Source organism: Streptococcus infantis, from assembly GCF_047460875.1.
GTDB lineage: Bacteria > Bacillota > Bacilli > Lactobacillales > Streptococcaceae > Streptococcus > Streptococcus infantis_AA.
Genome location: NZ_JASHFI010000001.1, coordinates 173803 through 199985, shown reverse-complemented (window position 1 = coordinate 199985; position 26183 = coordinate 173803). Strand labels below are relative to the sequence as shown.

General features: G+C 35.4%; 38 protein-coding genes and 2 pseudogenes. 39 read left to right on the top strand and 1 reads right to left on the bottom strand.

Going from position 1 to position 26183, the window contains the following annotated elements; genetic code table 11:
- The first annotated feature begins 6 nt into the window (after positions 1–6).
- The 31 genes and pseudogenes from rlmD (at position 7) to QM887_RS00875 (ending at position 19366) form a co-directional block, all read left to right on the top strand.
- Positions 7–1377: a 23S rRNA (uracil(1939)-C(5))-methyltransferase RlmD gene (gene rlmD, locus QM887_RS01025; RefSeq protein ID WP_414270117.1), complete on the top strand. Its 1371-nt coding sequence runs from the start codon at positions 7–9 to the stop codon at positions 1375–1377.
- A gap of 256 nt (positions 1378–1633) precedes the next feature.
- Complete coding sequence (locus QM887_RS01020; RefSeq protein WP_414270116.1) at positions 1634–2377, top strand: lysostaphin resistance A-like protein; 744 nt, start codon at positions 1634–1636, stop codon at positions 2375–2377.
- Between the two features lie 265 nt (positions 2378–2642).
- A complete protein-coding gene (locus QM887_RS01015; protein ID WP_414270115.1) occupies positions 2643–2804 on the top strand; it encodes a hypothetical protein in 162 nt (53 codons plus the stop codon).
- A 20-nt stretch (positions 2805–2824) separates the two neighbouring features.
- Complete coding sequence (locus QM887_RS01010) at positions 2825–3316, top strand: nucleotidyltransferase (RefSeq protein WP_414270114.1); 492 nt, start codon at positions 2825–2827, stop codon at positions 3314–3316.
- A gap of 42 nt (positions 3317–3358) precedes the next feature.
- A pseudogene (locus tag QM887_RS01005) lies at positions 3359–3451 on the top strand (CPBP family intramembrane glutamate endopeptidase); the annotation flags it as partial.
- Positions 3427–3576, top strand: a pseudogene (locus QM887_RS01000) (glyoxalase); the annotation flags it as partial. The pseudogenes QM887_RS01005 and QM887_RS01000, both read left to right, overlap by 25 nt.
- A 21-nt stretch (positions 3577–3597) precedes the next feature.
- Complete coding sequence (locus QM887_RS00995) at positions 3598–3918, top strand: TfoX/Sxy family protein (protein ID WP_414270113.1); 321 nt, start codon at positions 3598–3600, stop codon at positions 3916–3918.
- Positions 3919–4292: 374 nt separating this feature from the next.
- Entirely contained in the window at positions 4293–4721 is a 429-nt protein-coding gene (gene aac(6') / locus QM887_RS00990) for an aminoglycoside 6'-N-acetyltransferase (protein WP_414270112.1), read from the top strand.
- Positions 4722–4768: 47 nt separating this feature from the next.
- A complete protein-coding gene (locus tag QM887_RS00985; protein ID WP_414270111.1) occupies positions 4769–5377 on the top strand; it encodes a Type 1 glutamine amidotransferase-like domain-containing protein in 609 nt (202 codons plus the stop codon).
- A 106-nt stretch (positions 5378–5483) separates the two neighbouring features.
- Complete coding sequence (locus QM887_RS00980) at positions 5484–6374, top strand: aminoglycoside phosphotransferase family protein (protein WP_414270110.1); 891 nt, start codon at positions 5484–5486, stop codon at positions 6372–6374.
- Positions 6375–6491: 117 nt separating this feature from the next.
- Entirely contained in the window at positions 6492–7109 is a 618-nt protein-coding gene (locus QM887_RS00975; protein WP_414270109.1) for a DNA alkylation repair protein, read from the top strand.
- Between the two features lie 26 nt (positions 7110–7135).
- Entirely contained in the window at positions 7136–7564 is a 429-nt protein-coding gene (locus QM887_RS00970; RefSeq protein WP_414270108.1) for a VOC family protein, read from the top strand.
- A 64-nt stretch (positions 7565–7628) separates the two neighbouring features.
- Entirely contained in the window at positions 7629–7943 is a 315-nt protein-coding gene (locus QM887_RS00965) for a TfoX/Sxy family protein (RefSeq protein WP_006153684.1), read from the top strand.
- Between the two features lie 372 nt (positions 7944–8315).
- On the top strand, positions 8316–8933 hold the full coding sequence (locus QM887_RS00960) for an SAP domain-containing protein (protein WP_414270107.1): 618 nt from the start codon (positions 8316–8318) through the stop codon (positions 8931–8933).
- Positions 8934–8973: 40 nt separating this feature from the next.
- Positions 8974–9819 carry an ADP-ribosylglycohydrolase family protein gene (locus QM887_RS00955; protein WP_414270106.1) on the top strand — a complete coding sequence of 282 codons (846 nt, stop codon included), beginning with the start codon at positions 8974–8976 and terminating at the stop codon, positions 9817–9819.
- A 74-nt stretch (positions 9820–9893) separates the two neighbouring features.
- Positions 9894–10460, top strand: coding sequence for a hypothetical protein (locus QM887_RS00950; protein ID WP_414270105.1), 567 nt, complete (start codon positions 9894–9896; stop codon positions 10458–10460).
- Positions 10461–10564: 104 nt separating this feature from the next.
- On the top strand, positions 10565–10807 hold the full coding sequence (locus tag QM887_RS00945; protein WP_414270104.1) for a phosphohydrolase: 243 nt from the start codon (positions 10565–10567) through the stop codon (positions 10805–10807).
- Between the two features lie 58 nt (positions 10808–10865).
- Positions 10866–11258 (top strand): hypothetical protein, encoded by a 393-nt coding sequence (locus QM887_RS00940; protein WP_414270103.1) that lies wholly within the window; start codon positions 10866–10868, stop codon positions 11256–11258.
- Positions 11255–11635: a hypothetical protein gene (locus QM887_RS00935; protein WP_414270102.1), complete on the top strand. Its 381-nt coding sequence runs from the start codon at positions 11255–11257 to the stop codon at positions 11633–11635. Before QM887_RS00940 ends, QM887_RS00935 begins: the two co-directional genes overlap by 4 nt.
- Positions 11636–11784: 149 nt before the next feature.
- Positions 11785–12054: a hypothetical protein gene (locus tag QM887_RS00930; protein WP_075230196.1), complete on the top strand. Its 270-nt coding sequence runs from the start codon at positions 11785–11787 to the stop codon at positions 12052–12054.
- Between the two features lie 70 nt (positions 12055–12124).
- On the top strand, positions 12125–12535 hold the full coding sequence (locus QM887_RS00925) for a hypothetical protein (protein ID WP_075230101.1): 411 nt from the start codon (positions 12125–12127) through the stop codon (positions 12533–12535).
- A 45-nt stretch (positions 12536–12580) separates the two neighbouring features.
- Positions 12581–12967: a hypothetical protein gene (locus QM887_RS00920; RefSeq protein ID WP_075230102.1), complete on the top strand. Its 387-nt coding sequence runs from the start codon at positions 12581–12583 to the stop codon at positions 12965–12967.
- 116 nt (positions 12968–13083) lie between these two features.
- Positions 13084–13953, top strand: coding sequence for a DUF6892 domain-containing protein (locus QM887_RS00915; RefSeq protein ID WP_414270101.1), 870 nt, complete (start codon positions 13084–13086; stop codon positions 13951–13953).
- Positions 13954–14042: 89 nt separating this feature from the next.
- Entirely contained in the window at positions 14043–14825 is a 783-nt protein-coding gene (locus tag QM887_RS00910; protein ID WP_075230103.1) for an alpha/beta hydrolase, read from the top strand.
- Positions 14815–15534 (top strand): class I SAM-dependent methyltransferase, encoded by a 720-nt coding sequence (locus tag QM887_RS00905; RefSeq protein ID WP_075230104.1) that lies wholly within the window; start codon positions 14815–14817, stop codon positions 15532–15534. Before QM887_RS00910 ends, QM887_RS00905 begins: the two co-directional genes overlap by 11 nt.
- A gap of 277 nt (positions 15535–15811) precedes the next feature.
- Positions 15812–16693 carry a diacylglycerol/lipid kinase family protein gene (locus QM887_RS00900; protein ID WP_414270100.1) on the top strand — a complete coding sequence of 294 codons (882 nt, stop codon included), beginning with the start codon at positions 15812–15814 and terminating at the stop codon, positions 16691–16693.
- 54 nt (positions 16694–16747) lie between these two features.
- Positions 16748–17626 carry a DUF4300 family protein gene (locus QM887_RS00895; protein ID WP_414270099.1) on the top strand — a complete coding sequence of 293 codons (879 nt, stop codon included), beginning with the start codon at positions 16748–16750 and terminating at the stop codon, positions 17624–17626.
- 13 nt (positions 17627–17639) lie between these two features.
- A complete protein-coding gene (locus QM887_RS00890) occupies positions 17640–17828 on the top strand; it encodes a hypothetical protein (RefSeq protein WP_414270098.1) in 189 nt (62 codons plus the stop codon).
- Positions 17829–17840: 12 nt separating this feature from the next.
- Complete coding sequence (locus tag QM887_RS00885; protein ID WP_414270097.1) at positions 17841–18161, top strand: hypothetical protein; 321 nt, start codon at positions 17841–17843, stop codon at positions 18159–18161.
- Between the two features lie 38 nt (positions 18162–18199).
- Positions 18200–18511 (top strand): hypothetical protein, encoded by a 312-nt coding sequence (locus QM887_RS00880; protein WP_414270096.1) that lies wholly within the window; start codon positions 18200–18202, stop codon positions 18509–18511.
- 48 nt (positions 18512–18559) lie between these two features.
- Positions 18560–19366 carry a hypothetical protein gene (locus QM887_RS00875; protein ID WP_414270095.1) on the top strand — a complete coding sequence of 269 codons (807 nt, stop codon included), beginning with the start codon at positions 18560–18562 and terminating at the stop codon, positions 19364–19366.
- 30 nt (positions 19367–19396) lie between these two features.
- Here the strand turns inward: QM887_RS00875 and QM887_RS00870 are convergent, their stop codons facing one another.
- Positions 19397–20416, bottom strand: coding sequence for a hypothetical protein (locus tag QM887_RS00870; RefSeq protein ID WP_414270094.1), 1020 nt, complete (start codon positions 20414–20416; stop codon positions 19397–19399).
- Positions 20417–20535: 119 nt separating this feature from the next.
- On the opposite strand from QM887_RS00870, the gene QM887_RS00865 reads away from it, so the two are divergent.
- From QM887_RS00865 to QM887_RS00830, 8 genes are read left to right on the top strand one after another with little or no spacing between them, the layout of a single operon-like run.
- Positions 20536–21042 carry a YfbM family protein gene (locus QM887_RS00865; protein WP_414270093.1) on the top strand — a complete coding sequence of 169 codons (507 nt, stop codon included), beginning with the start codon at positions 20536–20538 and terminating at the stop codon, positions 21040–21042.
- 31 nt (positions 21043–21073) lie between these two features.
- On the top strand, positions 21074–21925 hold the full coding sequence (locus QM887_RS00860) for a CbrC family protein (protein WP_414270092.1): 852 nt from the start codon (positions 21074–21076) through the stop codon (positions 21923–21925).
- Between the two features lie 18 nt (positions 21926–21943).
- Positions 21944–22426, top strand: a complete 483-nt coding sequence (locus tag QM887_RS00855; protein ID WP_414270091.1) for a hypothetical protein — start codon at positions 21944–21946, stop codon at positions 22424–22426.
- Between the two features lie 17 nt (positions 22427–22443).
- Complete coding sequence (locus QM887_RS00850; RefSeq protein WP_371607771.1) at positions 22444–22998, top strand: hypothetical protein; 555 nt, start codon at positions 22444–22446, stop codon at positions 22996–22998.
- 10 nt (positions 22999–23008) lie between these two features.
- Positions 23009–23506, top strand: coding sequence for a hypothetical protein (locus tag QM887_RS00845; protein WP_414270090.1), 498 nt, complete (start codon positions 23009–23011; stop codon positions 23504–23506).
- A 48-nt stretch (positions 23507–23554) separates the two neighbouring features.
- The gene (locus QM887_RS00840; RefSeq protein ID WP_414270089.1) at positions 23555–24349 is read left to right on the top strand and encodes a DUF4261 domain-containing protein; all 795 of its coding nucleotides are present in this window, start codon (positions 23555–23557) and stop codon (positions 24347–24349) included.
- A gap of 43 nt (positions 24350–24392) precedes the next feature.
- Positions 24393–24860, top strand: a complete 468-nt coding sequence (locus tag QM887_RS00835; RefSeq protein WP_414270088.1) for a hypothetical protein — start codon at positions 24393–24395, stop codon at positions 24858–24860.
- Complete coding sequence (locus QM887_RS00830) at positions 24853–25869, top strand: hypothetical protein (RefSeq protein WP_414270087.1); 1017 nt, start codon at positions 24853–24855, stop codon at positions 25867–25869. The genes QM887_RS00835 and QM887_RS00830 overlap by 8 nt, the downstream gene beginning before the upstream one ends.
- Positions 25870–26183 lie beyond the last annotated feature (314 nt).

The following is a 26183-nucleotide window of genomic DNA, read 5'->3' as shown; positions in this document are numbered from 1 at the left end:
AAAAATATGTTAAAGAAAAATGATATTATAGAAGTTGAGATTGTCGATTTGACCCATGAAGGAGCAGGTGTTGCCAAGGTCAATGGCTTGGTCTTTTTTGTAGAGAATGCTCTTCCGACTGAAAGAATCCTTATGCGAGTCCTTAAAGTCAACAAGAAGATTGGCTTTGGTAAAGTCGAGGAATATCTTACACAATCTACACATCGTAACCAAGACTTAGATTTGGCTTACCTGCGTTCAGGCATTGCCGACTTGGGACATCTAGCTTATCCAGAGCAACTCAAGTTTAAAACCAAGCAAGTAAAAGACAGTCTGTACAAGATTGCTGGTATTTCTGATGTAGAGCTTGCTGATACTCTTGGTATGGAAAATCCTGTCAAGTATCGTAACAAGGCTCAGGTTCCTGTTCGTCGTGTTAATGGTGTTCTAGAGACTGGTTTCTTCCGTAAGAATTCTCATGATCTTATGCCTCTTGAAGATTTTTATATCCAAGATCCAGTGATTGACCAAGTTATTGTGGCTTTACGAGATTTGCTCCGTCTTTATGACTTAAAACCCTATGATGAGAAGGAACAGTCTGGCTTGATTCGTAACCTTGTTGTACGTCGTGGTCATCATTCAGGTCAAATCATGGTTATTTTGGTGACAACTCGTCCTAAAATTTTCCGAGTTGAACAGTTGATTGAACAAGTCATCAAGCAGTTCCCAAAAATTGTGTCTGTCATGCAAAATATTAATGACCAGAATACCAATGCTATTTTTGGGAAAGAATGGCGTACGCTTTATGGTCAAGATTACATTACAGACCAAATGTTAGGGAATAGCTTCCAAATCTCTGGACCAGCCTTTTATCAGGTTAATACCGAAATGGCAGAGAAGCTCTACCAAACAGCCATTGACTTTGCGGAGTTAAGAGAAGACGATGTGGTTATCGATGCCTATTCAGGAATCGGAACTATTGGATTATCTGTCGCTAAGCATGTTAAGGAAGTTTATGGTGTCGAAGTCATCCCCGAAGCAGTTGAAAATAGCCAGAAGAACGCAGAACTGAACGGTATCACCAATGCCCACTATGTTTGTGACACAGCTGAAAATGCCATGAAAAGTTGGCTCAAGGAGGGTATCCAACCAACTGCCATCCTGGTCGACCCACCACGCAAGGGCTTGACCGAAAGCTTTATCAAAGCAAGCGCCCAAACAGGATCTGAACGCATCGCCTATATCTCCTGTAACGTCGCTACCATGGCGCGGGATATAAAACTCTACCAAGAATTGGGCTATGAATTGAAGAAAGTCCAGCCGGTGGATCTTTTTCCGCAGACGCATCATGTTGAGGCAGTATCACTGCTTGTACGAGCTGAGGCATTAGCGAAGTAGAAGCAGATGTTCTGCCCATGGGATAGCTGTCGTAGAGTAAGGAGTATACGACGAAACGATACGGTAATAGCGAACCGCTGAGTGTGTAGCTTTGCTGGTAAAAGCCTAGAAACCTTGTAACGAAAGGGATAATCAAAAGCCTTGATTGTAAGGCTTTTTTTGTGTTTTTGTGATAGAATATAGGTAGTTATAATCGACAGCAACTAAGAAGCAGTAAAAATATTATTCATAAAATAATCAAGATAAGGGCAATAAAATGACAGAAATTGACAAAAAGAATTTAAAAAATTATCTTTATTGTACATTTGGAATTACTTATATAGCTTGGGGGATTCTTGCCATCTTTACGCAATCTCATATTTTTGGATTAGAAACGATTATAGGAAGAACTTTACATATAGTAGGTGCACTTGGACCAGCTATTGCAAGTGTCTTTTATTTGAAAAGGAATAATATAAAATTTAAACATTTTGTATTTAGTAAGAAAGAAAATAGTAGTATTTATTTCATCATTCATTTGTTAGCAATTTTGTTACTATTTTCTGTATCTTCCTTAGAATTAAATGGTGTATCCATTTATCTGATGCCATTATTCTTTATACAACTAATTTTTTTTGGTGGTGGACATGAAGAATTAGGATGGAGAGGAATATTACAACCCTTACTTGATAAAAAATATACTTATTGGCAATCTAATTTGATTGTAGGTTCAATCTGGGGAATTTGGCATCTGCCTTTATGGTTTATAGTTGGAGAAAGTCATCAAGGATTTCCTTTTATTTTATTTTTTATACATACGTTATTTTTAAGTTTTGTTTTAGGACTTCTTTACCGTCAAACGAAATCTGTGGGGTATTGTATTTTATTTCATGCGTTCGCAAATTTGTTAAATCTCTATTTTGTGTTAAAAATTAATCTTATTTTTATTATCATTTTTGTTGTTTATTTAGTTTATACCATATTGGCGAGTAATAGAATTAGTAAGAAAAAAATATTTTAAATTTTAGAAAAGGAAATGCGTTATTTAAAGTAACGATTTGCTAATTAGATGATCTATGTTAGAGAATTTTCTATTATAATTTAAAGTGGGGTGATGAATATCGTTTCTTTTGGAACTGGCGAAAATCTTTCCGTTCCACAGTATCATTTTAAAATGATTTTCATTGCCTTTTGTTTATTAGTACAAAAAAAATATTATCACATGTCGAGTGTGTAAGTTTGTTAGCGAAACGCGGATAAATGTCTAAAAATCAGAAGGAGTAGAGATGTACATATTAGAATTGTATCAAAATCCTTCTTATAAAGATCTAGTCGCATTTGGGTCCTTAAAAGAAGGAAAAGAATTTGTATCCAAAATAACTGGATATACTCTAGAAAATGAAGATGATTTTGTTCAAAGTAATAAAGTAGAAATAACGAACATTTAGATGAAAGGTTTAGAGTAAACATGAGTCTCTTATTTGAAGAATTTAAAACCATTTGTTTCCATTTAAATCGAGTCGGAATTACACCGACACTGATGGGTTCTTTGGGATTGGAGTTTAGAACGAAAGAAAATTGGGGGCCGTCTGACATTGACATTCATGTGCCTGGTGACCCTAGAGGTTGGGAAGCACCTGACCATCTCAGAATTTATGACTGGGACAAGATAATGAAAGTGATGAAAGACTTAGGCTACGTCTTAATAGATATTCATGAGCATGAATTCAAAAAGGATCGAGTGAGTGTTGAATTTGGAAGTATCGATTCCTTACCTGATTTTGCAGGAGTTTCGGAATCGGTTATAGAGCTTATTCACATTGAAGGCATCACTTTTCGTCTTCCAAGTCTGGAGCAGTATCTAAGTATTTACAAAGCTTCTTCTCAAGACTCCTATCGAAATGATCACAATAACAATAAGGATTTTAAAAAGATCGAGTGGCTGGAAAGACATTTGTAAATTATCATATGAAAAGTAGTAAGTTGTAAGACTAGCTGCTATGTTATTTTTATTATCATTTTTATTGGTTATATAATTTATACTATATTGGCTAGTAATAGAATTAGTAAAGAAAAGCAGGTGGAAAAATTGTAAAAGAGCCACAGGGACTTTTTTGGGGTGGATATCACGCATATTTTTCGAATTTAGATGGATATTATTGGGAAGTTTCTTGGGGACCCAATTTTCAATTTGATGAAAATGGACTATTGAAATTTTAGTAATTAAGGGAGATAGCAAAAATGGCTTCAAGTAAAGACTATTTAGATTTCATTTTAGAACAATTGTCCGAGTTGGAAGAAATATCATATAGAGCAATGATGGGTGAATACATAATTTATTATCGAGGGAAAATCATGGGTGGAATTTATGATGATAGATTTTTAGTGAAGCCTGTCAAATCTGCAATAGTGTATATGCCGAATGTAGAATACGAATTGCCGTATGAAGGTGCAAAGGAAATGCTATTGGTAGATGATGTTGATAACAAAGAATATTTAACCGGCTTATTTAATTCAATGTATGATGAGTTACCTGCACCAAAACCAAAGAAAAAGAAATAATAAAATCTCAGTTTATCTAGGTAATACCATTTAACGATAATCTTATGTTATCATTAAAAAGTTTATAGAACAGACAAGACTACCTGGCATAATTAGTGTTCACTCGTTTCATGTTGAGGCGGTATCACTGCTTGTACGAGCTGAGGCATCAGAGAAGTAGAAGCAGATGTTCGGCCCATGCGATAGGACTCCTAGAATGAGGAGGGGCACCGACGAAATGATACGGTAAGTCCGAACCGCTGAGTGCGTGGCTCTGCGCTTCCTATCTGAGACAGTCGAAAAGTAGAAGGGGATGGTATTGGTATCAATCAATGAGTAACAAAGTAACAGAATGATTCGAAACATTTTCCTGTAATTTGCGGAGGAACATCAATATGGATGGAATAACAAAAGAATCTATAAAAACGGCTAAACTAATGAAACAATTATGGCCCCAATTGACCGATAAAGAAGCTATTGATGAAGTAAAAAAATATACGAATGGCAAAAATACTGCAATCTTTACTGAAGTTGAAGGTGACACAATTGTAGGTCTAGCACTATGTTCACTCAGATTTGATTATGTTGAAGGCTGTAAATATAGTCCTGTTGGATTCTTAGAAGGGATTATTGTCGACGAGGAATATCGTTTAAAGGATATTGCTAAAAATCTCTGTAAAAAATGTGAGGAATGGGCGAAAAATAAAGGATGTAAGGAATTTGCAAGTGACTGTACTTTAACCAATACGGATTCTATAAGATTTCATCTCAATATTGGATTTCAGGAGGCAAATAGAATTATTCATTTTAAGAAAAAATTATAATTTCAGAACGTGGTCAAAATTTATGTATCTTTAGAAAGTGTGAAAGATTGGACGAACAAATTTTTTTGATGGGTGGAAATCCGCCGATAAAGAACCATACGATTGTTAATAAAATTATGTCATCAAGGAAGATCGAAAGAATTGTCATTTTTACAGTTTATCGAGAAAATTGGCAACCTTATATGAAAAAGTACACGGAAGTTTTCCAAAGCCATTTTTCTAACCTAAACACTGATTACTTACTCTTGGACATTGAGCAGATTAATTTTGGTAGCTATCTAGATGCTGATCTAATTATCATAGGTGGTGGAAATACGGAAAAGTATTTAGCTACTTACGTCAATCAGCAGTTCAAAAATTATATCGATCGTATGCTGAATAAAGGTGCAAAAGTTATGGGATTTTCTGCAGGAGCCCTATTATTAGGAGAAAAAGTCTATGTTTCACCTAATGATAATTCAGATCATCAGATAAAGATAAAAAATGGATTAGGAATCTTTAGTCAGTTTTTAATTAGTGTTCATTATGATTCATGGAATGATAAAGCTAATAAGGATAGAGCTGAAGAACTTGTTGATGTTCCCATAATTCCACTAAATGATCATTCCTGTCTTGTATTGGATAAACTTGGAAATATCATAGAGAAAATTGACTAGTTTTAATCATGCGAATCTGAATCTACGAAACTAAAGTATTGATGAAATGGATAGATTACTAGTGAAAACTGCAAAAAGTGTTGTGAAATGAATCGGAGTGTGCTTGATGGATTTTAGTAGTAAGATAGCCATAAATAAAGGGTGGTCAGATGATAAAAAATATTGTGTGACAGATCAAAATCAGCAAAAATATTTCCTGCGTGTTTCTGATAAGGAGAAGTTAGATTCTAAAAAAATTGAATTTGATATGATGGAGAAAGTAGCTTCTCTTGGAGTTCCGATGTGTAAACCAATTAGCATTGAACTCTGCGATGATGGAGTACATTCTTTACACGAATGGATAGACGGGAAAGATGCAAGAGAAACCATTTTAACTGTTTCAAAAGAACAACAATACACTTACGGAGTAGAAGCAGGAAGTATACTTCGAAAAATTCATTCACTTCCTGTTACAGAAGTTCGTGAAGATTGGGAAAGTTTTTTTAATCGAAAAATTGATGATAAAATCTCCAAATACAAAGAATGTCCCGTCCAATATGAAAATGGTCAGATCTTTATTGATTTTTTAAATGCAAATCGAGAATTGTTAAAAGATAGACCACAGGTTTTCCAACATGGAGATTATCATATCGGGAATTTCATGATTGGTGAAGATCGTAAAATTTATGTCATTGACTTTGATCGATTTGACCTTGGAGATCCTTGGGAGGAATTCAATCGTATTGTATGGTCTGCTCAAGTCTCTCCCTCTTTTGCCTCTGGTATGATAGATGGATACTTTGATGGTAAGGTTCCAGATTTATTTTGGAAACTTCTTGCTATCTATATTATAAATAACATAGTTGGTGCTCTGCCATGGTCTGTTCCTTACGGAATCGAAGAAATATCAGTAATGCAAAATCAAGCTAAGGAAATTTTAGAATGGTATGATGATATGAAGCAAATCATTCCTAGTTGGTATTTGATTGAGAAAAGGCTGAATAATAAAAGGGTTTAAATATCAATTTGAAAAAATGTCAAGGTTATTTGCTCATATTATAACGAATTCAATTCTTTATTAATACCTATAGAGAATTATCTTGAAACTTGGAATGTTGTTTCGGAGTCAAGTTACATGAAAGAATATATTTTAAATTTAGAAAAAGAATTTTCTTTGATAAAAAATGGATTCAAAGAGGAAGAGAATAGAGCTCTTGCTGACTATCTATCAAACGATAATGTGTATACCAAAGAATTAGCATTTTTAGCCTTTAAATCCAATGTATATCAAGTTAGAATGTACAGTGTATTTCTCTTTGGATATTTGTCATCATATGAAGAAATATTGTTATTTATGAGGGATGAGGTTTCAAAGGATGACAATTGGAGAGTTCAAGAAGTATTAGCAAAAGCATTTGATGAATTTTGTAAGCAAACAGGTTATGAAAAATCTCTTCCGGTTATTGACGACTGGCTACAATATAATAATCCAAATGTCAGAAGAGCTGTTATAGAAGGTTTGAGAATATGGACGAGTAGACCATATTTCAAGGATAATCCAGATGAAGCTATTAAACGAATCGCAACATTAAAAGAAGATTCCAGTGAATATGTTAGAAAATCAGTTGGTAATTCTTTGAGGGATATTAGCAAAAAATTTCCAGAGTTAATTAAAGAAGAACTTGATTGTTGGGATATTAATAGTAAAGAGATAAAACAAGTTTACAAGTTGGCAAGTAAATTGATTGTATGACAAATTAGAATTCATAGGAGGTAACGATGAATAAGATTACTTGTATTTGTTTAGGTGTTCAAGATATGGAAAGGTCAATCAAGTTTTATAGAGATGGTTTAGGCTATAAGACTGATTGCAGAGAAAATAATCCGCTGGTATGCTTTTTTGATACTCCGGGAACAAAGTTTGAACTATTTCCTTTGGAACAATTAGCAAAAGATATTGATGAAAATAATCCACCAAAAGGAAATGGATTTTCAGGAATTACATTAGCCTACAATGTTGAACATAAAGAAGATGTTGATGCTGTAATTGCATTAGTAAGAAAAGCAGGTGGAAAAATTGTGAAAGAGCCACAGGAAGTTTTTGGGGGTGGATATCACGCATATTTTTCTGATTTAGATGGATACTATTGGGAAGTTTCATGGGGACCGAATTTTCAATTTGATGAAAATGGATTGCTGAAATTTTGAGGATAAATAGGGCAAGAGTTTGCCATAAAGTAAGGAATATTTGATTTTGAAGGAGGTAATCATAGTGAATGAATTTAATGAATTTGTTCGTGAGATTTTTTCTGCAGCAGGTGATATTGTCATAAGATCCATGATGGGCGGCTACCTTATATATTTTAACGGTAAGCTGATAGGTGACATTTGCGATAATGAACTATTTTTAAAGAGAACGCCGACATCGGACAAACTTCTTGCAGACTCAGAATTGCGTTATCCGTATGAGGGTTCAAAGACATTGATGTATGCATTCGACAGATTTGAGGATATGGATTTGATTACTGAACTACTGAAAGGTATGTATGCGGAACTGCCAGAAAAGAAACCCAAGAAAGCTAAATGAGACAAACAAGCTTCAGTTTGTTGAATTTAGCAAGGTACAAGTTTTTATGAGATGAAGCCTATAAAATTTGTACGGATACTGTAGGGTAAGAAAAGAAAAAATATTTTCATTCTAAAGTTTAAGTTTAAACATTAACTCTATCCCTTTCGATCTATAATATAGAAGTTTACTAGCACCACATGTCGAGTGTGTGAGTTTGTTAGTGAAACGCAGTTAATCCTCAAAAGGTTCACTGAATCTTTTGAGTCTCACAGATGCATCATATCGAATATGTAAGCTTATTGGAGAAACGAAGTTAAACGTCATAACAATGAAACTAAAACTCCATTATTTCGCTATGACAACCTAAATTTGTTTTAAGGAGGTGTTATATTGATAGAAAGCAGACCTGAGTTTGATAAAGTCACATCCTTTGATGAGTTTAATAAATACTATTGGTATCGTGATGAACTCTCACAGATATGCAAATCATTAGGACTTGAATATAGAGGGACAAAACAGGAACTAAATGATATTATTGAGCAGTACTTTAAGGGTAATTTGATTAAAAAATCATCAATAAAAAGGAAAAAGAAACGAGTAGAAGTCGTTACCTTAAGTACGCCCTTACTTGAATGTGGATTCTCCTTTAATAAACACTTTAGAGAATATTTCTCAACTTTAACAGATGTTTCGCCATTTAAATTTACTGCTGATATGGCTACAGCTTGGAGAAAAGTAAAAAGAGAAAATGATTTGAGTTTTACAATCCAAGATATGCTAAAAGTTTATTATGGAAATTCAGATTTTGCCAAGTATGATCATTCGGTTTGTCAATGGAACCAATTTCTAAAGGATTTCTGTGCAGACGAAAATAGTCGTAACTACTCAAACAAGTTAAAAGTAGCTTCTATTCTTTGGAAAGAAGTTAGAAATTCAAAAGCTAAAAAAATTTATTCAAAGAATCTTTTGACTGAATATGCTGATAAAATAAAAGAGTATGGTAAGTAGAAATGTCAGCCTAAACCAATAGTTCACAAGGAGGTATCTCATGCTAGGAGCAATTATTGGAGACATTGTAGGTTCCGTTTATGAATGGAACAATAATAAAACGAAGGATTTTCCTTTTTTTAGGGATGACTGCTTTTTCACAGATGATACGGTGATGACCTGTGCTGCGGCAGAAGCAATCATGAACGGCGGACAGAAGGAGGACTTTATTGATGCCATGAAAAAATATGGTAGGATGTATCCCGATGCAGGTTACGGTGCAAGATTTGGGAATTGGGTTGATGGCGACGATCGAGAACCTTATAATAGCTTTGGGAATGGATCAGCAATGCGTTTTTCTCCATGTGCTTGGAGGTTGGATGCCACAACAGAGGATTTGCCGTCTGAGGTGAAACGTCTGGCACAACTTTCTGCAGAGGTGACGCATAACCATCCAGAAGGGATCAAAGGAGCTATGGCGACGTCTGATGCTATCTTTATGTGTCGTTATTACTTTGGAGGTTATAGTGGTGACTATGGAAAACCGGTTAACGACAATCCTATGGAGTGTAAGAGACTCATCAAGGAACACATAGAACAAGAGTATGGATATAATCTTTCTCAAACACTAGATGAAATTCGTCCTACTTATCGTTTCAATGAAACTTGCCAGGATACGGTACCTCAGGCCATCATTGCCTTTCTTGAAAGTACAGACTTCGAAGATGCTATCAGAAATGCTATTTCTCTCGGCGGTGATAGTGACACTCTCGCTGCGATAACAGGAAGTATAGCCGAAGCTGCTTATGGTATACCTGATTGGATTAAGGAAAAGGCCTATACCTATCTAGATGAGCCTTTAAAGGATGTTCTAAAACAATGGGAAGAAATGATTGTAATAAAATAATAGTGTACTATTATAGTACGTAATTACTAATGTTAGAGTTGCAGTGATTAGATTTGAAGGAAGGTGGGTTATCGATGGTTATATTGGAATTGTACCAAAATGATTTTTCTAAAGATTTAGTCGTGTTTGATTCTTTAGAGGAGGGGAAAGCCTTTGTAGTTCAAATTCCTGGATATACTCTAGAAAACGAGGATGGTTTTGAAGTGGAGTATTTTAATCCTAAAAATCTAGCGGATTATATGGAAATTGTCTTCAATGGGAATATTGTCCCTTTATCTAGATTTTCATTTGAACCTGAAGAAAATGTCGAGATCATTTGGAAAGAAATTTCGAATCTATCCCTTAAAAACGATAAAGTGATTGAAGGAGCTACAAAAGTCGATGCCTATGTCGTTAATAACGATGAAGTCAAATCCTATATCGAAGCAAGAGAAACTAGGTATCATCAGGCAAAAGACTTTTTAGAGCGCAGTGGATATGAAGTCGACAGAAGCTTTTTCGGAAGTGAAGACGGTGAAGCGATTGTCTACAGAAAACGCGACACCGAAGATTGGCACTTCCTATGTCACTTAGACCCGCTGTTTGTAGAAATTGAAGATGTAGTAGGATATATTAAAGAAGCGATGGAGTATATCCAATAGTCACTCAAAGTTCCTTTTGAGTGTATGCCACTGCTTGCGTAGACAGCTTGAACAGTAAAGAGAAACATCTAGCACTATCTGCTTTCTTAAGGAGAAAGGACATTGTGAAAATGGAAATCGGGAAAACCTATCTAGTGAAAAATGATATTTTCAGTTTAAAAAAAGGTGAACTCTGGACCTTAGTTGACAAGGGCTATCAGGCTTATTTTGGTGAACATAATTTCGTATTTGTCAATGATGAGAAAGTGAAGGTATTTGCAGTTTTGCAAGATGGTTCAGAAGAAGATATGCAAATCTACCATCATCTGGATGACTATCTTGAAGAAGTTACTCACGAAAAATTTTAAAAAATGTGAGATGAAAATTGAAAATTAATGAGATGAGAAAATAGTGGAGAGAGATTTAATGCTAGAGTGGAAATTTATTATTCCAGAAGATGAATATGAAGCTAGTGCAGCTTTTAGTGAGAATAGTCATTACGAGATTTCTACGATGACTTTGAAGGGAAAGAAAAATCTGATTCGATTGAAATTTCCCTTCTGTCATTTTTACCAAATCATAGATAGAGACTTATTTGATACTCTTCATCAGATTCCTAGTTTGCCAGAGCTTGAATCCCCGATTTGTAAGCTAGAGACCAGTAGCCTGATTACAGAAGTGATTCATAGGGCGGGTGGAGTTTTGACTGAAGAAGACTTGGTTCATTTTCGTATTTGTGCAAAGAATCTAGTCATTGACTTAATTCTCTATAAAAATCAAGAGAGTGATATAAGGATAGAAGAGGTTGGTAAAAAATGAAGTGGGTTCATATTGGTGAGGAAATCAAGTATGATTGGTATGAACTACGGTGTCAACTTTCTCAAGAAAATCATCTGCAAATTTTTCTTGAAGGCTTAAAGAATCAAAAGCTCAAATACTGTATTGATTTTGGTAAGATTCTTTTTTGCAGATCTATTGATGAGGGATGGGACCTGAATTTTCTAGAAGAAGATTTACTCAGCGGACCAGAAATTCCCTATTTATCAGATGGAATTTTACTTGAAATAATAGATAGTCACCTCAGAAAAAGAGTTCAAAAAATTTACTCTGTTCCAATCTATCACTACCAAGTACATGGAATTAATTTGGGGATAGACGTCCTTACAGTGGCTATTCCGATTATCAAAAAGATCTAGACTGAAACTAGGGTGAAAGCCATCTGGTTCAGTCTTTTTTTCTGTTAATGTAGTATAATAAAGGATGTAGAATTCTATTTTTTAATAGGATTTTTCCAAGTTAAGATTAGTTATTTAAGGAGTCAAAAGCTAGATCAGAGGTGAGAAAGTTGACTGAATTTGAGAGCTTATTTCTTCAAATAATCGAATATTCGAATCAGGTTACAGCTGAAAATTATCAAGAATATGCGGAGTTAGGGTATGATCTTTTAAGGAAAATCCATCATCTAGGTATGAAGGAGACACAAGTTTATGAGAGATTTTTTACATACTATGACAGCTTACAAGATGGAATGATAAAAGAGTTGTTTGCAGAAATGCTAGACTATATTTCTGGCTGGTGTCATTCAGAAAAATATCTTTGGAATCATCAGGAATAAGGGAGACCAGATTAGCAAATTGCAGCATTGGTAGTTGAAAGTGATTTTGCATAAGATATAGGAGTTAGCTATGTTTAATGACAGTTATATTTGGGGGCGTCTTTTCATCCCCCTTATCATGATTTTCGTCTTAGGATTGATGGTATTCTTTCATAGACGTCAGGTTTTTAAATATTTATATATCGTGAATATTTTTTTGTATCTAGTTGCGATTATTACTTATTTTATTTTAGAAAATCATCCAGTCGGCCAACCATTTCCCTACCCTTGGATGACAGCTATTCCGTTTGTTTGGGCCATATCTATCTTTCTTGCTTTTGGATTATCGTTCGCGTCTCTTAGTGCTTTTGTCATCGAACAGGCACAAAGGCATATCTGGGCAAGGATTATCATTGGTTTAGTTGTTCTAGCAATTATGATAGCTATCGTAATAGGTATATACTACTTTATAGAGATTATTAGAGTTATAGGTTACTTTTAATTTTTAGTCAGTTTCTAATGGTAAACATGTAGAAAGAGGAGCAATATGAAGCAATCACTTGAATTTTTAAGAGAAAGAATCACCGATAAGATGCCCTTAGAGGATATAGTAGCAATTTTTGAAGACTTGTGTCGTGAGCCTATTGAGGATGAGATGATTTTATTTGAAACAGGGACATTTACAGCTATATCTGATAAGCCCTTGTTTCAACTATCCTTAGTAAGGCAAGCCCCAAATGAAGATGAAGAGTTTTATCAAGTTCACCTTGATATTTTCTATGAAGCATGTCAAGAGAATGAAATATTTCATGAATCGACCTGGGATGAAGATTTAGAGGAAAATATTTTTGACTACATTAGAAATTCAGAAGTATTTGCCTATGCTAAAGAGCAGGAATACCAAGCGGTCAAGATTTATCTGGAAGAAACTTAAGAAAAGGTAATAATATGTTTGATTTTTTTAAGAAAAAAACACACAAAAAACTTGAAATCAATCTTCAAAACAATTCAATGATTATTAACGGAACCAGCTTATCTTTTCCTTTGTCCTTGAAAGATATTGAAGCTGTATTGGGGAAGCCTGATCAGGTTGTCAAAAGAGATAATAAGTTTATCAAATACATTTATGATAAAGCTGGAATTGTATTTGGACATTCTTTCTCAATTAATAATCATTTAAAAAAATGTAAGACCTACATTGATGAGGAACATTTGATTTCTACTGTTTTCCTCTACTATGGCGATGTTGTAAAATCTATGACTGGAGAGAAAGAATTGCCAAAGCAACCATGTCAAGCTGTGGTATTATCAGATGGAAAATCTCCTTATTTCTTTTCTGATAGGCATAGAGTAGGGGATTTTAACCTGATTTTATGGACCCCTTACGGAACTAATTTTAATGGAATTGCAGGGACCATCACAGACACACTTTCGATTTCTTATTTTCCAGAGATAAAACGTGAACGTGAAGGCTACAAGTTAAAAGAAACTGACGAAGAACTGTTGTACTTTGAAAATATAGCTTTTAAACTAGCCATTATCCAGGTTTTAATGTATGACTTAGAGGTTTTGAAACCTGTTTTTAATATTTTTGACTTTGCAGAGGAATCCAGTGAGTTGAATATCGACACAGAAAGTATGGAGATAATTCAGCCAGCGCTTGAATATATGATGAATCTTCCTATACCTAAGAAATATGCCGAACAGGTCCAAGAAATCTATATGGATGGAGGAAATGAAATTTATCTGAATTTGATTCCTCAGTGGGATGGAGAAGATGATAGTTTCGATCTAAATGAAGTTAGTCTTAAAGAACTGCGACAGTTTCCAAATCTGAAGCAAGCGACTATCATAAGCGGTAATTTTGAACATGTCAAAAAAACCTTCGACAAGCAAGGGGTTCAAGTGAAGGTATTATAATTGAAGCATTTATCTGAATAAATCATAAATGGATGGTATAAGTTCTTTAAGGATAAGGGCTAAAAAGGAAAGAAATCTGGTGATAGATAATGAACATTCTTGATCTTAATTCTAATCAGAAAGATACGATATTGTTAATCCACCCGATGTTATCATCGGCTCAAGGGATGAAGTCCCTGATTGCAGACCAGATGGGGCAAGAGTTTAGATATATTATTCCGGATTTGTCGGCGCATGGGCAATCAGCTTCGCTCATCTACGAATCGGCTCTTAAGGAAAGCCAGATGATTTATGATTATCTAAAAGCTCATCATATAAAAGACTTGTGTTTAGCCTTTGGCGCATCCTTGGGTGGAGTTGTGTTACTGCAATTATTGAATTACAAGGACATCAAGTTTGAGAAACTTGTTTTTGAAGGGGTCAGTTTATGGACCAAAGCGCCTTTGCTTGATGTATTTACTAGGTATTTATTGTTAATAAAGCATAGAAAAGCTCTGCGAAATAGAGATCTAGCTGTTCGTAAGATGGTTGCACTTTATGGAGAAAAAGGAGAGATGATGGCGGATTCTTTCATTGCTATGGGTGAAGAAAGCATCAAACATATTTCCCATGATTGTGCCTTCGTAGCTTTGCCTAACCTTACGCCAGAGGAACAAAAAAAATGTGTTTTCTTTTATGGTTCAAAAGAATTCGACTTGATAGCTGCTAAAAAAGTTCTTCCAAAAAAGTATCCTCATGCCACATTTCATATTTGGCAAGGATATGACCACTGTTGTAAGATCACTGAAAATCCGGCAGTTTACTGTAAATTATTAGAAGAAATGATTGTAAAGAAAAATATCAGTTCCAATGAGGTAAGACATGACAAGTAAAAAATCTGATCTTGAACATTATAGAAATATGTTAAAACAACCTTGGGGAAAGATACAATATGAAATAACCTTTGCCCAACTTGCTCATCTGGAAGGTAAGAAAATTCTTGATTTTGGATCTGGATTTGGCTTGGTCAGTGAATTTCTCTCTCGCAAGAATCAAGTTATTTCTGTTGAACCTAATGAGGAAATGCTCTATGCCAACTCTTCCACATCCTATGAAAAATTGTGGGGAAGTATTGACCAACTCGCTCGTTTTACGGATAAATCCTTTGATCTTGTCCTTTGCCATAATGTTTTAGAATATATAGATCCTAATGACCGAAAAGACTATCTTCTGGAGTTCAAAAGAATTTTAAAAGATGATGGCTTGATTTCAATTATTAAGCATAATCACGTTGGAAAAGTTCTACAAAGTGTTGTTTTTGCTAATGACATCAATCAAGCATTTAGCTTACTCAATGGTGAAAATTTTGAGAGCCAATCTTTTGCAAGTGGTTCTACTTATACGATAGAGGAATTATTAGCTTTGTCTGGTCTTAAATTAGAAAACTATTTGGGGATTCGAACATTTTACAGTCTACAACCAAATGAATTTAAGAACAAAGAAAACTGGTTAGAAGAAATGACAAAGATTGAACTTGCAGTATGTGATTTAAAACCCTATAAAGATATTAGTTTTTTACAACATTTGTGGCTAAAAAAATAATAGAAGTATAGGTTTTGTTTTAAAGTAAAATAAAAACTGATGTATATGAAGAAAGAGTGAATGAGATGATATCTTCAGTTTGTAACTTGATAAAATTTTTTCCACAAATCTATTTTTCCAATTTTGAAAGAAAAATTCTTAGACAGTTCATGATTGTATCTATTTTAGTTCAGTACTTTCAATTTTTGTTTTTAGAAATTTCATTATATAATAAAGTGTATCAAAAAAAGATATATTGATAGCCTAAAGATGTAAATAGATATTGAGGAGAAAATGAATGCAAAAAATAATGTTGATTATCAATCCAACCTCTGGTGGAGAAAAGGCTTTAGATTATAAGGAAAAGTTAGAAAATAAGGCTAAAAAATACTTCGAGCAAGTCGATACCATAATTACACAAAAAGCTCAGGATGCAACACATTTTGCTGAAGAAGCTTCAAAAGAAAAATATGAGGCAGTTCTTGTATTCGGTGGAGATGGGACAGTCAATGAAGTGATCTCAGGTATTGCTGAAAGGGACTATATTCCTAAACTTGCGATTATCCCAGGAGGGACAGGAAATCTTATCACCAAACTATTAGAAATCAATCAAGATATTGACGGTGCTATTGATGAGCTTGATTTTAGTTCTACAAATAAGATTGATATCGGAAAATCCAATGGGCACTATTTCGGCTATATTTTTAGTATTGGTTCACTATCAGAAGCTATTCATAACGTTGGAATTGAAGATAAAACAAAGTTTGGTATGCTCGCCTATGCGGTTAATACTGTAAAGTCTGTCGTGACAGATCAATCATTTAACATTCAAGTTGAAACAGAAAATGGAAACTATATTGGTCAAGCAAGTCACGTTTTAGTTCTCCTCACCAATTATTTCGCTGACAAGAAGATTTTTGAAGAAGATAAGGACGGATATGCTAACGTTCTGATTCTTAAGGATGCATCAATTTTTTCTAAATTATCTGTAATCCCTGACTTATTAAAAGGGGATGTCGTGGAAAATGATCACATCGAGTATATGAAAGCTCGTCATATCAAAATCTCTTCAGATAGTGAATTGGAAACGGATGTTGATGGAGATAAATCTGATAATCTACCAGTGGAAATTAAGGTCCTAGATCAGCATATTCAAGTCTATTCTCAGTCGAAAGAATAATATCATTAAGCTTTAAAAAGTCTTTTTAACGATATTTTTAAAAGAGGACAGCCTATGAAAATTAAAAGATTAGCGACTATTGGTCTTTGCTCAACGCTTCTTTTGACCTTAGTAGCTTGTAATCAAACTCAAAAGACTTCTGATAGTACTGCTGAAACTTCAGTGCCTCAATCACAGTCGAATCAGGTTTCCTGGAAGGCTAGCTATACCAATATGAACAGTAAGCCCAGTGCAGAAGAAGTTCGAAAAGCCTTGGCTGCACATTTGGAAAAAGAAAGTGTGGATGCATTTTTCAATCTTGTCAACGATTATAACAATACTGTTGGTTCGGTTGGCTTAACTGGAGATTTTTCTACATTTACCAAAACCGAGTATGACGTAGAAAAAATTAGCAATCTTTGGACACCGAAGAAAGGTGATTTTGTAGGTACCAACTGTCGGATTAACAGTTATTGTTTATTGAAAAATTCTATCGAAATTCCGAAGTTAGAGAAAGATGATTCCCTTTTGTTTGTTGATAATGATGCCATTGATAAGGGAAAAGTCTTTGGTACGGAAGACAAAGATGCTTTTGATATTTTATTCTCAAGAGTCAAGACCGAAGCAACGACAGATGTTAAGGTGCATGCTGCTAAGATGGAACAGTTCCTCTCTCAATTCAAGTTTAATGAAAATGCAAGGATGCTCTCCGTAGTAGTCCATGATGACTTGGATGGTCAATCCCTCTTTATCGGTCATGTCGGCATACTAGTGCCAAGTGAGGATGGCTATCTCTTTGTCGAAAAGTTAACCTTTGAGGAACCTTATCAAGCCATCAAATTTGCGACCAAGGAAGATTGTTACAAATATCTAGATACAAAATACCAAAACTATACAGGTGAAGGTCTAGCTAAGCCATTTATTATGGATAATGATAAATGGGTTCAATTTTAAGGGAGTAGACATTATGGAAGCATTGTTTGGACTGATAGTCTTATTCCTAATAGGGGTATGGGCTGTTTGGGTTATCAAAGGAAACCAGCAGATACCAAGAAAAAATGAAAGGTTTATTGGTTATATCAATCGATACGATGAAGATGGAGAACCCTACCAAGCTCAGGTTTGGCATGTGACAGAAGATGATAGTGATGATTAAAGGACAGCAAGCATGGATGAATATACATTAAGAGTTGTAAAAATTGATAAGGAAGCTATTTTTGAGTTGCTCTACGAGACTTTTATAGCTCAAGAGCAAGAACTGCTGGACCTGTCGCCAGTAGATCTTATCAATGATTGTGCTATGAATTGGGAAAAGGGAGAGTTTATCTTTGCAGCACATCTTCAGAAAAATAGTCTGGGAGAATTGAATCCTCTTCCCAAAGATATTGATATCCAAGAGTTGCTGAAAAAACTATCTGTTACAACAGATTCCGTTCTTGGGCAAGAGAGGATTTATAGAGATTTTTCATTCGACCAATTAAAAAAATAGTATAATAGTAGTAAATAAAATAGTTATAAGGAGACACAATGGATATTAAAGATTTTACAGAAAAAGAACAAGAAATGATAAAAAAGGGACTGACTTTTTCTAAACTGAGTGATAAAGAAACTGCTGATAAGATTATCGCATTAATTCCTCAGGATATGATTAAACGGATTCCATTTTTTGTTAGAAAACATGCCATTACACGTACCATTAAGAGAATCTCTCTTGAGTATCCAGAATTGTATGCTGTAGCTGAACAAGAAGGACAACTTCCTGAAAAGGAAGCTCAAGAATTGCGACAAATTCTTACAGATATTTTCCAAGAGAAAATGAACAAGCATAAGATTAAATAAGTTTTGAGATTTAGAAATAAGATGTCGATTGAACATTAGGAGTTGAGAATGGCTATTGATGGCGTTAAAATCATTGACAGTGATCAAGGTTATGACATTTACAATGAGGTAGTTGGTCGCTATAGAGACGGTGAACATGTAGCGAATATCATCAAGGATATCCTTGATGCGGAGAATGATTACTGCCAAACAGACTTTTTTACAGAAATTTATTGGACTGCTCTTGCCTACTCGTTGTGGAAGATCGGTCACCTGACAGACGATATCAGAGATAAAACAATAGAGCTTATCAAAAAAAGGGCTGATCCATTTTGGTTGGAAATAGATCCAAAGGCTTTGAAGCAAAGGCAAAAGGTCTTGGAAAAACTTGCAGTTCAGTTGCAAACTGAAAATCCTAGGCCTCTAAAGGTCCCTAAAGCCAAAACTAAACGCAAACCTTACTTTGAAGAAGGGGATATCCTTGCTGTTAAGTTCCAAGATGAGTATGGTCTTGTCTTTGTATCTATGGTTGAGCAGAGTCCTAGAAAGCTTGAGTACCATTTGGCTTGCACGCGCCTCTTACAAACAAAAAAGCCCACTATCGATGATTTTTTGACCAGTCATATCTCCTGTAAGATGGACAATACAAAGTTTGCTCTGGTTACAGATTGCTGGTTCAATCACAAAGATTTAGGCCAATTATTAGATAATATTGAAAAAATTGGACAGGTGAAACTTAGACCTTTTAGTCTTTGGATGTTGGCACCTGCCCAAAATTTAGAAGATATTTATGAAGAAATCACTAGAGATAAAGGCTCTTCTGGCCTTCGTTTCATCGAAACCTACAAGCTTGTCGACGATATTTTTCCAGTTTAATGCCTATGTGATAAAGGGGGAAATGGTCAATCATTCCCATTGACTATGCTGGGCTCTGACTCCATAGCTATCAATCGAACCATCTGAATTGAACTTGGATTCAATACGGTACCTTTTCCAGAGGTCGTAATCTGCTGTTTGGATGGTTAGGATAAAGTTGGTATCCTTATCAGAGACATTATAATCAGCAGGATTGACTTCAAAGATATCGATTAATTTTCGTGTTTGAAAGTCTTGGAGCTTGATATTTGCTAGCTTGACATGATTGATGGAAATTTCTTCTAGTTGATTGTTATCCTTAGGTGTTCTGTAATAGGTGATGACGCAGTTTTTAAGCTGATCAGTATCTTTACCTGTGGGAGTGAGGCTCATAAAGCCAAAGGACTGATTATCCCGCTTGACTTCGAGAAGCTGACCGTAGTAGAAGTGGTCGTTTTTGGGATTGGTGATGGAGCTCTCTGCGCCTTTATCTCCAAAGGTATAGCCTTGGTCTAAAAGTTCGGAAGCCTTGGTCTCCCCGATAATGATAGTGGTATCTTGAATGGTTACTGGAACAGGTTGAGCTGGAAGGCCACTCATCATCATGCAAAACATAAAAACATAACTCGTTAAAAAAGCTGTCCCGATAAAAGCGTTGGTTGATGCATAGACATGACTGTTATGAAAGTTTTTTCTTATAGCTAATACGATAAATTTGCCAATACTTTTTAAAACCATACTAACAAGTACGATAAAAAATTGTTTTTTCAAACATTCATAAATGGCTTGAGGAAAGCTATTGCCATGATAGTAGAAGACAGCCAATACCAGTAGATTTACGATTAGATAGATTAGAAAGAACCAATGAATCTCTTTAAGGGCATTAGCATCAGTGATTTCTTCATAGTCAACGTGAATTCTTCCTTGAATGGCATGGCCGAGTTTATAGATCCATTTTGGGACATCTTTCCCTTGTCTGACCGCAACTACAAGTCTGATATAGAGATAGATAGTAAAGGACAAGGATAGAAAGAAAAGAGCATAAAAACCCAAAACAATACTAGTGAACATTACTATTTCTCCCTATTTAACATTCAATAAAACAATTTCTTAGCTCCATTATAGCATTTTCTATAGAAATAGAGCTAAAAACATCAGTATTATCCTACAAGATTCAAAGGAGTAAAATCATGGGAATGATTGCCAATTATCAATATTTACCAGACAATGAATTAGAACAAATAAAAGCTCTTTCTAACCAAGAAGATGACTTGTTAGACTTTGCTGAGGACTCAGCTGATAGTCATGATATCTTACTAGATATTGACAAAATGTGGGATGCCTTGGTTTTTGTCATGACAGGATTTAGTAGTTCAGAATTTTTGGATGACAATCCCTTGAGAGAAGCTGTTTTAGGGGTGACTCCTCTAGAGGATGTATCTGAATATATGGCCTATACTGAAAAAACCAAGATAGCCGAGATTGTAGAAGCTTTAGAAGAATTTGATATGGACAAGGCTATGGCTAACTTTAGTATGGAAGCTTGTAAAAAAGCTGACTTGTATCCTGATATTTGGGATTATCTTGAGGAAGAGGAAGAAATCAAGGATGATATTCGAATCAGTTTTGTAAATATGAAAGAGTTTTACAAAAAGATTCTGGAGCTCAATGGAAATGTCCTGGTCACTATTTGTTAAGGTTTTTATATTCCATTAGAAAGGTAGTCCCATGAATCCATTTCTAGAAAAGTATATTACTTTAAAAAAGCAATACCTGGAACAAGATGGAAATTCTTCCAGTGTTGCGGCACTCTATGATTTGGCTGATGAATTAGCTAAGTCTGAGGATTTAGAAGCTAAAAAAGTCTTAGTTGACCTCTATGAGCAATTGGGTCTCTACACCAGTGCCTATAGCTTATTTACCGAAATCTTAGACAAACCTGATCGAAAACAGATAAAGAAACTGAGGCGTTTACAAGAAATGAGTCAGAGTCATGGCGATCGTTTTGCCCTTCCTCGTCCTCTAAGAAAAGAAGAGGAGAAGGAGAGACAGAGGCTATTACAGTCTTTGCCACATTTTATCTATCATCCAGATCCCTTGGCTACAGGTTCATTTGTTGAAGGAGAAGCCAAGCTTTGTCCATCTTGTGGGAAAGAAAGCAATATTTATTATGACTTAATCCCTTATTGTATCGAGGATATAGAATACCTTTGCCCAATGTGCATTGCAAACGGTCAAGCAGCTAAAAAATTCGATGCAGAATTTATCCAAGATGCCGAGTGGCAGGGTGAATTGGATCCAGAAAAGAATCAGCTGCTTTTTTGTCAGACCCCAGGCTACTCTAGTTGGCAGGGAGAATATTGGCTTTCTTGTTGCCAAGATTATTGTGCTTACTTGGGTACAGTTGGAACTCGAGAATTGAAGGATATGGGAATCGCTGAGCAAGTCTTGGCAGACTATGAAGCGCGTGAAGAATATCAAGAGGTAGAAGACTACTTGGTCAAAGACGGGCCTATCTGTGGTTATTTGTTTAGATGTCTCCATTGTCAAAAATACCAGATCTGGGTTGATGCAGATTAAATCGAAATGTGATTAGCTATGAAAATTAAAGAGAAGACTATGGAAGAACTAGAATTATTCGAAGCCGCCTCCAAAAATTTATTTGATACTATGCAGGGATTTAAAGACAATCTATCTGTTCAATTTCCCCTATTAGATAGTGATAACTGGCAGTATGATAAGGGATCGATAAAAGTTTGTAAGGCTGATGAGTCAGGATTCAAAAAAAGATGTAGGGTCGGAATCAGCTACAACTTGAAAGTCTCCCTATTAAACGAAGATGCCGAGCAAATCTGGTTACTGTTTAAAGACTGGTTCAATACTAGCAGATTGGGTCAAGTTGAAAGAAATCCTAATAATGAGGATTTGGGAAGATATGTCTTCTCAGCAAGTTCCCCTCTAGGTGATCAGGTAGATTGTTCGATTTATTTGGCTAATGAGTGGAATATCCCTCAGATTAGCTTTTCAGGCTATCTAACAGCTCGTTATAGGGCTTGTGATCTTGATAAATTGCAAGAATAAGATGGAGGTTTTTAGAGATGAGAAAGATTGATTGGGGCAAGATAAAGACTCGCTTAGATGCCTTTCTGGTCATTGATGAGTATCTAACAGATCCGAGTGAGGATTGGCTTAGACTCGTGATTAAGACTGAGGAAGACTATGGACTCCGCTATCTTATTGACAATGGCTCTGGTGATTCTTTAGATGTGATTTTGACTGATAAAATGATCCTCATAAAAGGTTTTGATCATGAAAGTAGTTTAAGCCAGTTTGCTGCTGACGAGTGGAATCAAGATATCATCGATAGTTTTTATAAAGGACTGGATGAAAAGTATCTCTCACTTTATTCAGAAGACCAAAAAGATGAAACAACCTTCTTTATCTGGTATGATGGTCATGCGCATCAACAGACTTACCAAGATCAGGATGGCGGAGAATGGTTGCTCTCTTACCTTTTTGATAGCTTTGAGAGATTTCATGAGTTTGTGACTGACTATTATGAAATTACCGTAGATAAAGATTTACTTAGGAAACTCTACATGGAAGGCTTTCTTTCAGACCTAGAATTAAAGCAATTAATCCAAGATGATTAAGAGGCTTATTATGAGAGTGAACTATAAAAATACCCCTGAAAAATATCAAACTCTGGCAGAAAGAATCATCCCACCCTTGCTTGATTTACTCAAAAGTTTAACCTTGTTAGAAGAGGAAATTTTTGAGCGTAACAGGGCACTGGATAAGAAAAAAGAAGCCCTTGGCATCCCAGCAAATCAAGTTCATCCCAAGTGGAATGAACTTATGGATGACTATTTTCAGAGGCAAATGCAACTTCTAACTGGACGAGTGACTCAAAAATACTTGGAAGGAGGAGTTCGAAATTCTTATGGCTCCCCAAGTGAGTATAACTACGTTCAAACGAATGATTTTTCTGTAGATTTTATCATGACAAAAGCTGAAGAAGCAAGAGTCATCACCCATTATCAAGATGCTTTAGAAATGAAGCATCAGTTTGTTCTTAGATTGGTGGATGGAAATTGGCTACTTGATGAGAAATTTTACGGTTTTGAGGATGAGGAAACTTGGTATGGCGACTTACTTTGAGTAAGAGAGCTTTGCTTTCCAACTGATATGAGAAAAAGGAGAAGTCCTGTGAATTTTTTAAAAAATCTATTTACTAGTAAGAAAGAAAAGTCAGAGAAGAAAAAACAACTGAACTTGTCCATGCCCCTCTTCAAAGGCAAGCAGGCCTATTCTTTAGACCAGATCATTCAGGAATTGAAAACTCACTGGGGGCTTGGAATTTCTGAAGTTTCTGGGGACGATTCTAGTGCAACCTTTGTGATTGATGGTGCTCTCGTTGCGCTAGCTTTAATGGATTTGCCTATCCCAAGTCAAGAATTTGAAGAATTGTATGCCTATTCTTACCTCTGGCAGGATGTTGAGAAGGAAACACAGGAGCATACCCAACATGCTATTGTTTCTATCCTGTCTGACAATCTTTCGCCAGTAGAAACTTATTCTTTATTAACTAAAGTCAATGCCTCTATCCTAAAAACTAGTCAATCAGCTATTGGTATTTATCAGGGTTCTACAACCTTGCTCTTACCCAAAGATCTTTATCTAGACCTGGCTGACCTTTTGAAAGAAGAAATGCTTCCCCTTCAACTCTGGATTTACATGGGAATTATCAACCAGGGAGATAAAACTAGTATTTACACTTATGGTTTGAAAGAATTTGGAAAAACTGAGATTGAGATTATCGAGTCTCCTATGAATAGCGATGACTTATATTATTTCCTCTTGTCTATTCTTCAGTATGTTTTAGGCAGTGATGTCACCTTAAAGGACGGTGAAACCATTGGCTTTTCAGAAGATCAAAAAATCAAGATCACTGAGTCAAAAGCAGTCTATTTGGAAGGCAATTCCTTGAAATTAGATGTTTAGACCATGATTTATAATTGAGTGTCCTTCTTAGATTGGGGATTTTATGAAGCGTGATATAAAAAAGTATTATCTCTACCGATTTCTGGCCTATAGATTTGAAAAACTCTCTTGTAAGAATCCAAGTCTCAAGGAAATAAAACCAGAGAAGAGAGAAAAAATCGTTCTAGAGGCTACTCGAACTAGTCAAAAGATTATTCTAGTCCTTGGAATTCTTTATGTTTTGCTTAATTCTGCTATGTTCATTTACCTAAGGCTCAATGATTTTCAAAATCCCTTAGTGACTTGGTTTACTGACTACATCGACTATTTGGGGGTACTGATAAACGGAGAATGGGGCGGTAGTTGGCGTCAAAAGAAAGCTAGTTTTTTGATGATTGCTCTACTGGCTTTGCCCATTGTGGTCATAGAAGGCGCACCCTTCTTCTTGCTGGTTTTATTAGTTGGGAATTGGACATTAAAGAGAAAAATAAGATTTGAGAGAGAACTTAAAGGAGTAGAGAGCCATGGCTAGAACGGCGATAATAGGTACTTTAATAGTTTTTGCAATCTTTAATCTGCTACTCGGTCTGGGCTTTTATCTCTTTCTAAAAAAGAGGAGAGAGAATGGGCAGTCATTGTACGAAACCCCTGTAAATCAACAAACTCGAACAGAAAAACTGGGTCTAGGCGAGATTTTGGTCTACCTATCCCTGATTGCAATCGCGGGGATGTTTGCTTTTCAGACTTTAAATAGAGGTGGAGTTGGGAATTCTATTTTAGCCAAAATGATCCTCCTACCTGCTCTAATGGCCCTTTTCAATGCAAGAAAAAGGACTGGAAAGTCATTACTTGCCCTTCTTATAACCTTCCTTGTCTTTCTAGTAGGAGTCATGTTTAATCTCACGATTGGACTCCCACCCCAAGCACCGATTTTGCAAATTAATGAAAGTAAAATCACGTTAGCAGAAACAAAAGCCAGTGATCTGATGGAAGCTGGATTTGATATCTATGTAAGACAAGGTGATGGTGCTAGCGACTACGAAGATCTCCTGACAGATGGCAATTTCCAAAAGTATTCAGGCGATAAGTCAGTCACTATCGAAAAAGGCTTCAGACTGGATAGCAATGCTGTTCCTTACGCTCCCTATCTCCTGGCAAAAGATGGCATAGTACTGGCGAGTATTTCCTTTTACGGTGCTGAGGACCAGAATGTGGCTTTAGAAGATTCCAAGGTTATTCAGATTCGATTTAACAAGGAAAGCATTGAAGCAGCTAAAGAACATTCTATAATTTTGAAATTGGATAAACTCGACTTGACTAGTCGACTGGATGTTTCACTTGTTCAAGAAACTTTTAAAAAGCATCTATGGTCAATCCCCCCATCACATACAAGTGATGTCACTCAATTGTGGTATGGATTACAGTGGTCAAGTAACAGTGACTCTCTATTTTGGAATGAGTATTATAGTCTTATCCGTCTAGATGAAAATTATTTGATGACTGATTTTGAACTAGCTGCCAAAGTAGCGCGTGATGAGTAAATACTATTTTGAATAGTTAGCTTTGCTTATGCCTATCTAAAGGAATTAATTTATTTAGTTCCTTTTTTTGTTTTTGATTTTAATTTAAAACGATTTCCATTTTTAAACTAAAGCAATTTCACGAACGAAAAAATGAATTTATTTAAAAAAAGTTCTAAAAATACTTTACAAGTCTCTGAAAACATGATATAGTAATGAAGCTTAGAAAATGAGATGATGTTTTCTAGCAAATATAAACCCGAGTAAAAAATGCCTACGGACAGGCAGGGTTGAATGCCGAAGCGTGGTTGAAAAGCCACATTATTGATAGGGTT

What these genes read in the sequence shown, in the direction of transcription:
- QM887_RS00885 (WP_414270097.1), top strand. Translation starts at nt 17,841, where the DNA reads ATGGATGAATATACATTAAGAGTTGTAAAAATTGATAAGGAAGCTATT.
- QM887_RS00890 (WP_414270098.1), top strand. Translation starts at nt 17,640, where the DNA reads ATGGAAGCATTGTTTGGACTGATAGTCTTATTCCTAATAGGGGTATGG.
- QM887_RS00855 (WP_414270091.1), top strand. Translation starts at nt 21,944, where the DNA reads ATGAAAATTAAAGAGAAGACTATGGAAGAACTAGAATTATTCGAAGCC.
- QM887_RS00970 (WP_414270108.1), top strand. Translation starts at nt 7,136, where the DNA reads ATGAATAAGATTACTTGTATTTGTTTAGGTGTTCAAGATATGGAAAGG.
- QM887_RS01015 (WP_414270115.1), top strand. Translation starts at nt 2,643, where the DNA reads ATGTACATATTAGAATTGTATCAAAATCCTTCTTATAAAGATCTAGTC.
- QM887_RS00860 (WP_414270092.1), top strand. Translation starts at nt 21,074, where the DNA reads ATGAATCCATTTCTAGAAAAGTATATTACTTTAAAAAAGCAATACCTG.
- QM887_RS00850 (WP_371607771.1), top strand. Translation starts at nt 22,444, where the DNA reads ATGAGAAAGATTGATTGGGGCAAGATAAAGACTCGCTTAGATGCCTTT.
- QM887_RS01010 (WP_414270114.1), top strand. Translation starts at nt 2,825, where the DNA reads ATGAGTCTCTTATTTGAAGAATTTAAAACCATTTGTTTCCATTTAAAT.
- QM887_RS00895 (WP_414270099.1), top strand. Translation starts at nt 16,748, where the DNA reads ATGAAAATTAAAAGATTAGCGACTATTGGTCTTTGCTCAACGCTTCTT.
- rlmD (WP_414270117.1), top strand. Translation starts at nt 7, where the DNA reads ATGTTAAAGAAAAATGATATTATAGAAGTTGAGATTGTCGATTTGACC.
- QM887_RS00845 (WP_414270090.1), top strand. Translation starts at nt 23,009, where the DNA reads ATGAGAGTGAACTATAAAAATACCCCTGAAAAATATCAAACTCTGGCA.
- QM887_RS00875 (WP_414270095.1), top strand. Translation starts at nt 18,560, where the DNA reads ATGGCTATTGATGGCGTTAAAATCATTGACAGTGATCAAGGTTATGAC.
- QM887_RS00935 (WP_414270102.1), top strand. Translation starts at nt 11,255, where the DNA reads ATGAAGTGGGTTCATATTGGTGAGGAAATCAAGTATGATTGGTATGAA.
- QM887_RS00925 (WP_075230101.1), top strand. Translation starts at nt 12,125, where the DNA reads ATGTTTAATGACAGTTATATTTGGGGGCGTCTTTTCATCCCCCTTATC.
- QM887_RS00870 (WP_414270094.1), bottom strand. Translation starts at nt 20,416, where the DNA reads ATGTTCACTAGTATTGTTTTGGGTTTTTATGCTCTTTTCTTTCTATCC.
- QM887_RS00880 (WP_414270096.1), top strand. Translation starts at nt 18,200, where the DNA reads ATGGATATTAAAGATTTTACAGAAAAAGAACAAGAAATGATAAAAAAG.
- QM887_RS00835 (WP_414270088.1), top strand. Translation starts at nt 24,393, where the DNA reads ATGAAGCGTGATATAAAAAAGTATTATCTCTACCGATTTCTGGCCTAT.
- QM887_RS00955 (WP_414270106.1), top strand. Translation starts at nt 8,974, where the DNA reads ATGCTAGGAGCAATTATTGGAGACATTGTAGGTTCCGTTTATGAATGG.
- QM887_RS00950 (WP_414270105.1), top strand. Translation starts at nt 9,894, where the DNA reads ATGGTTATATTGGAATTGTACCAAAATGATTTTTCTAAAGATTTAGTC.
- QM887_RS00975 (WP_414270109.1), top strand. Translation starts at nt 6,492, where the DNA reads ATGAAAGAATATATTTTAAATTTAGAAAAAGAATTTTCTTTGATAAAA.
- QM887_RS00900 (WP_414270100.1), top strand. Translation starts at nt 15,812, where the DNA reads ATGCAAAAAATAATGTTGATTATCAATCCAACCTCTGGTGGAGAAAAG.
- QM887_RS00920 (WP_075230102.1), top strand. Translation starts at nt 12,581, where the DNA reads ATGAAGCAATCACTTGAATTTTTAAGAGAAAGAATCACCGATAAGATG.
- QM887_RS00830 (WP_414270087.1), top strand. Translation starts at nt 24,853, where the DNA reads ATGGCTAGAACGGCGATAATAGGTACTTTAATAGTTTTTGCAATCTTT.
- QM887_RS00910 (WP_075230103.1), top strand. Translation starts at nt 14,043, where the DNA reads ATGAACATTCTTGATCTTAATTCTAATCAGAAAGATACGATATTGTTA.
- QM887_RS01020 (WP_414270116.1), top strand. Translation starts at nt 1,634, where the DNA reads ATGACAGAAATTGACAAAAAGAATTTAAAAAATTATCTTTATTGTACA.
- QM887_RS00865 (WP_414270093.1), top strand. Translation starts at nt 20,536, where the DNA reads ATGGGAATGATTGCCAATTATCAATATTTACCAGACAATGAATTAGAA.
- QM887_RS00905 (WP_075230104.1), top strand. Translation starts at nt 14,815, where the DNA reads ATGACAAGTAAAAAATCTGATCTTGAACATTATAGAAATATGTTAAAA.
- QM887_RS00995 (WP_414270113.1), top strand. Translation starts at nt 3,598, where the DNA reads ATGGCTTCAAGTAAAGACTATTTAGATTTCATTTTAGAACAATTGTCC.
- QM887_RS00980 (WP_414270110.1), top strand. Translation starts at nt 5,484, where the DNA reads ATGGATTTTAGTAGTAAGATAGCCATAAATAAAGGGTGGTCAGATGAT.
- QM887_RS00940 (WP_414270103.1), top strand. Translation starts at nt 10,866, where the DNA reads ATGCTAGAGTGGAAATTTATTATTCCAGAAGATGAATATGAAGCTAGT.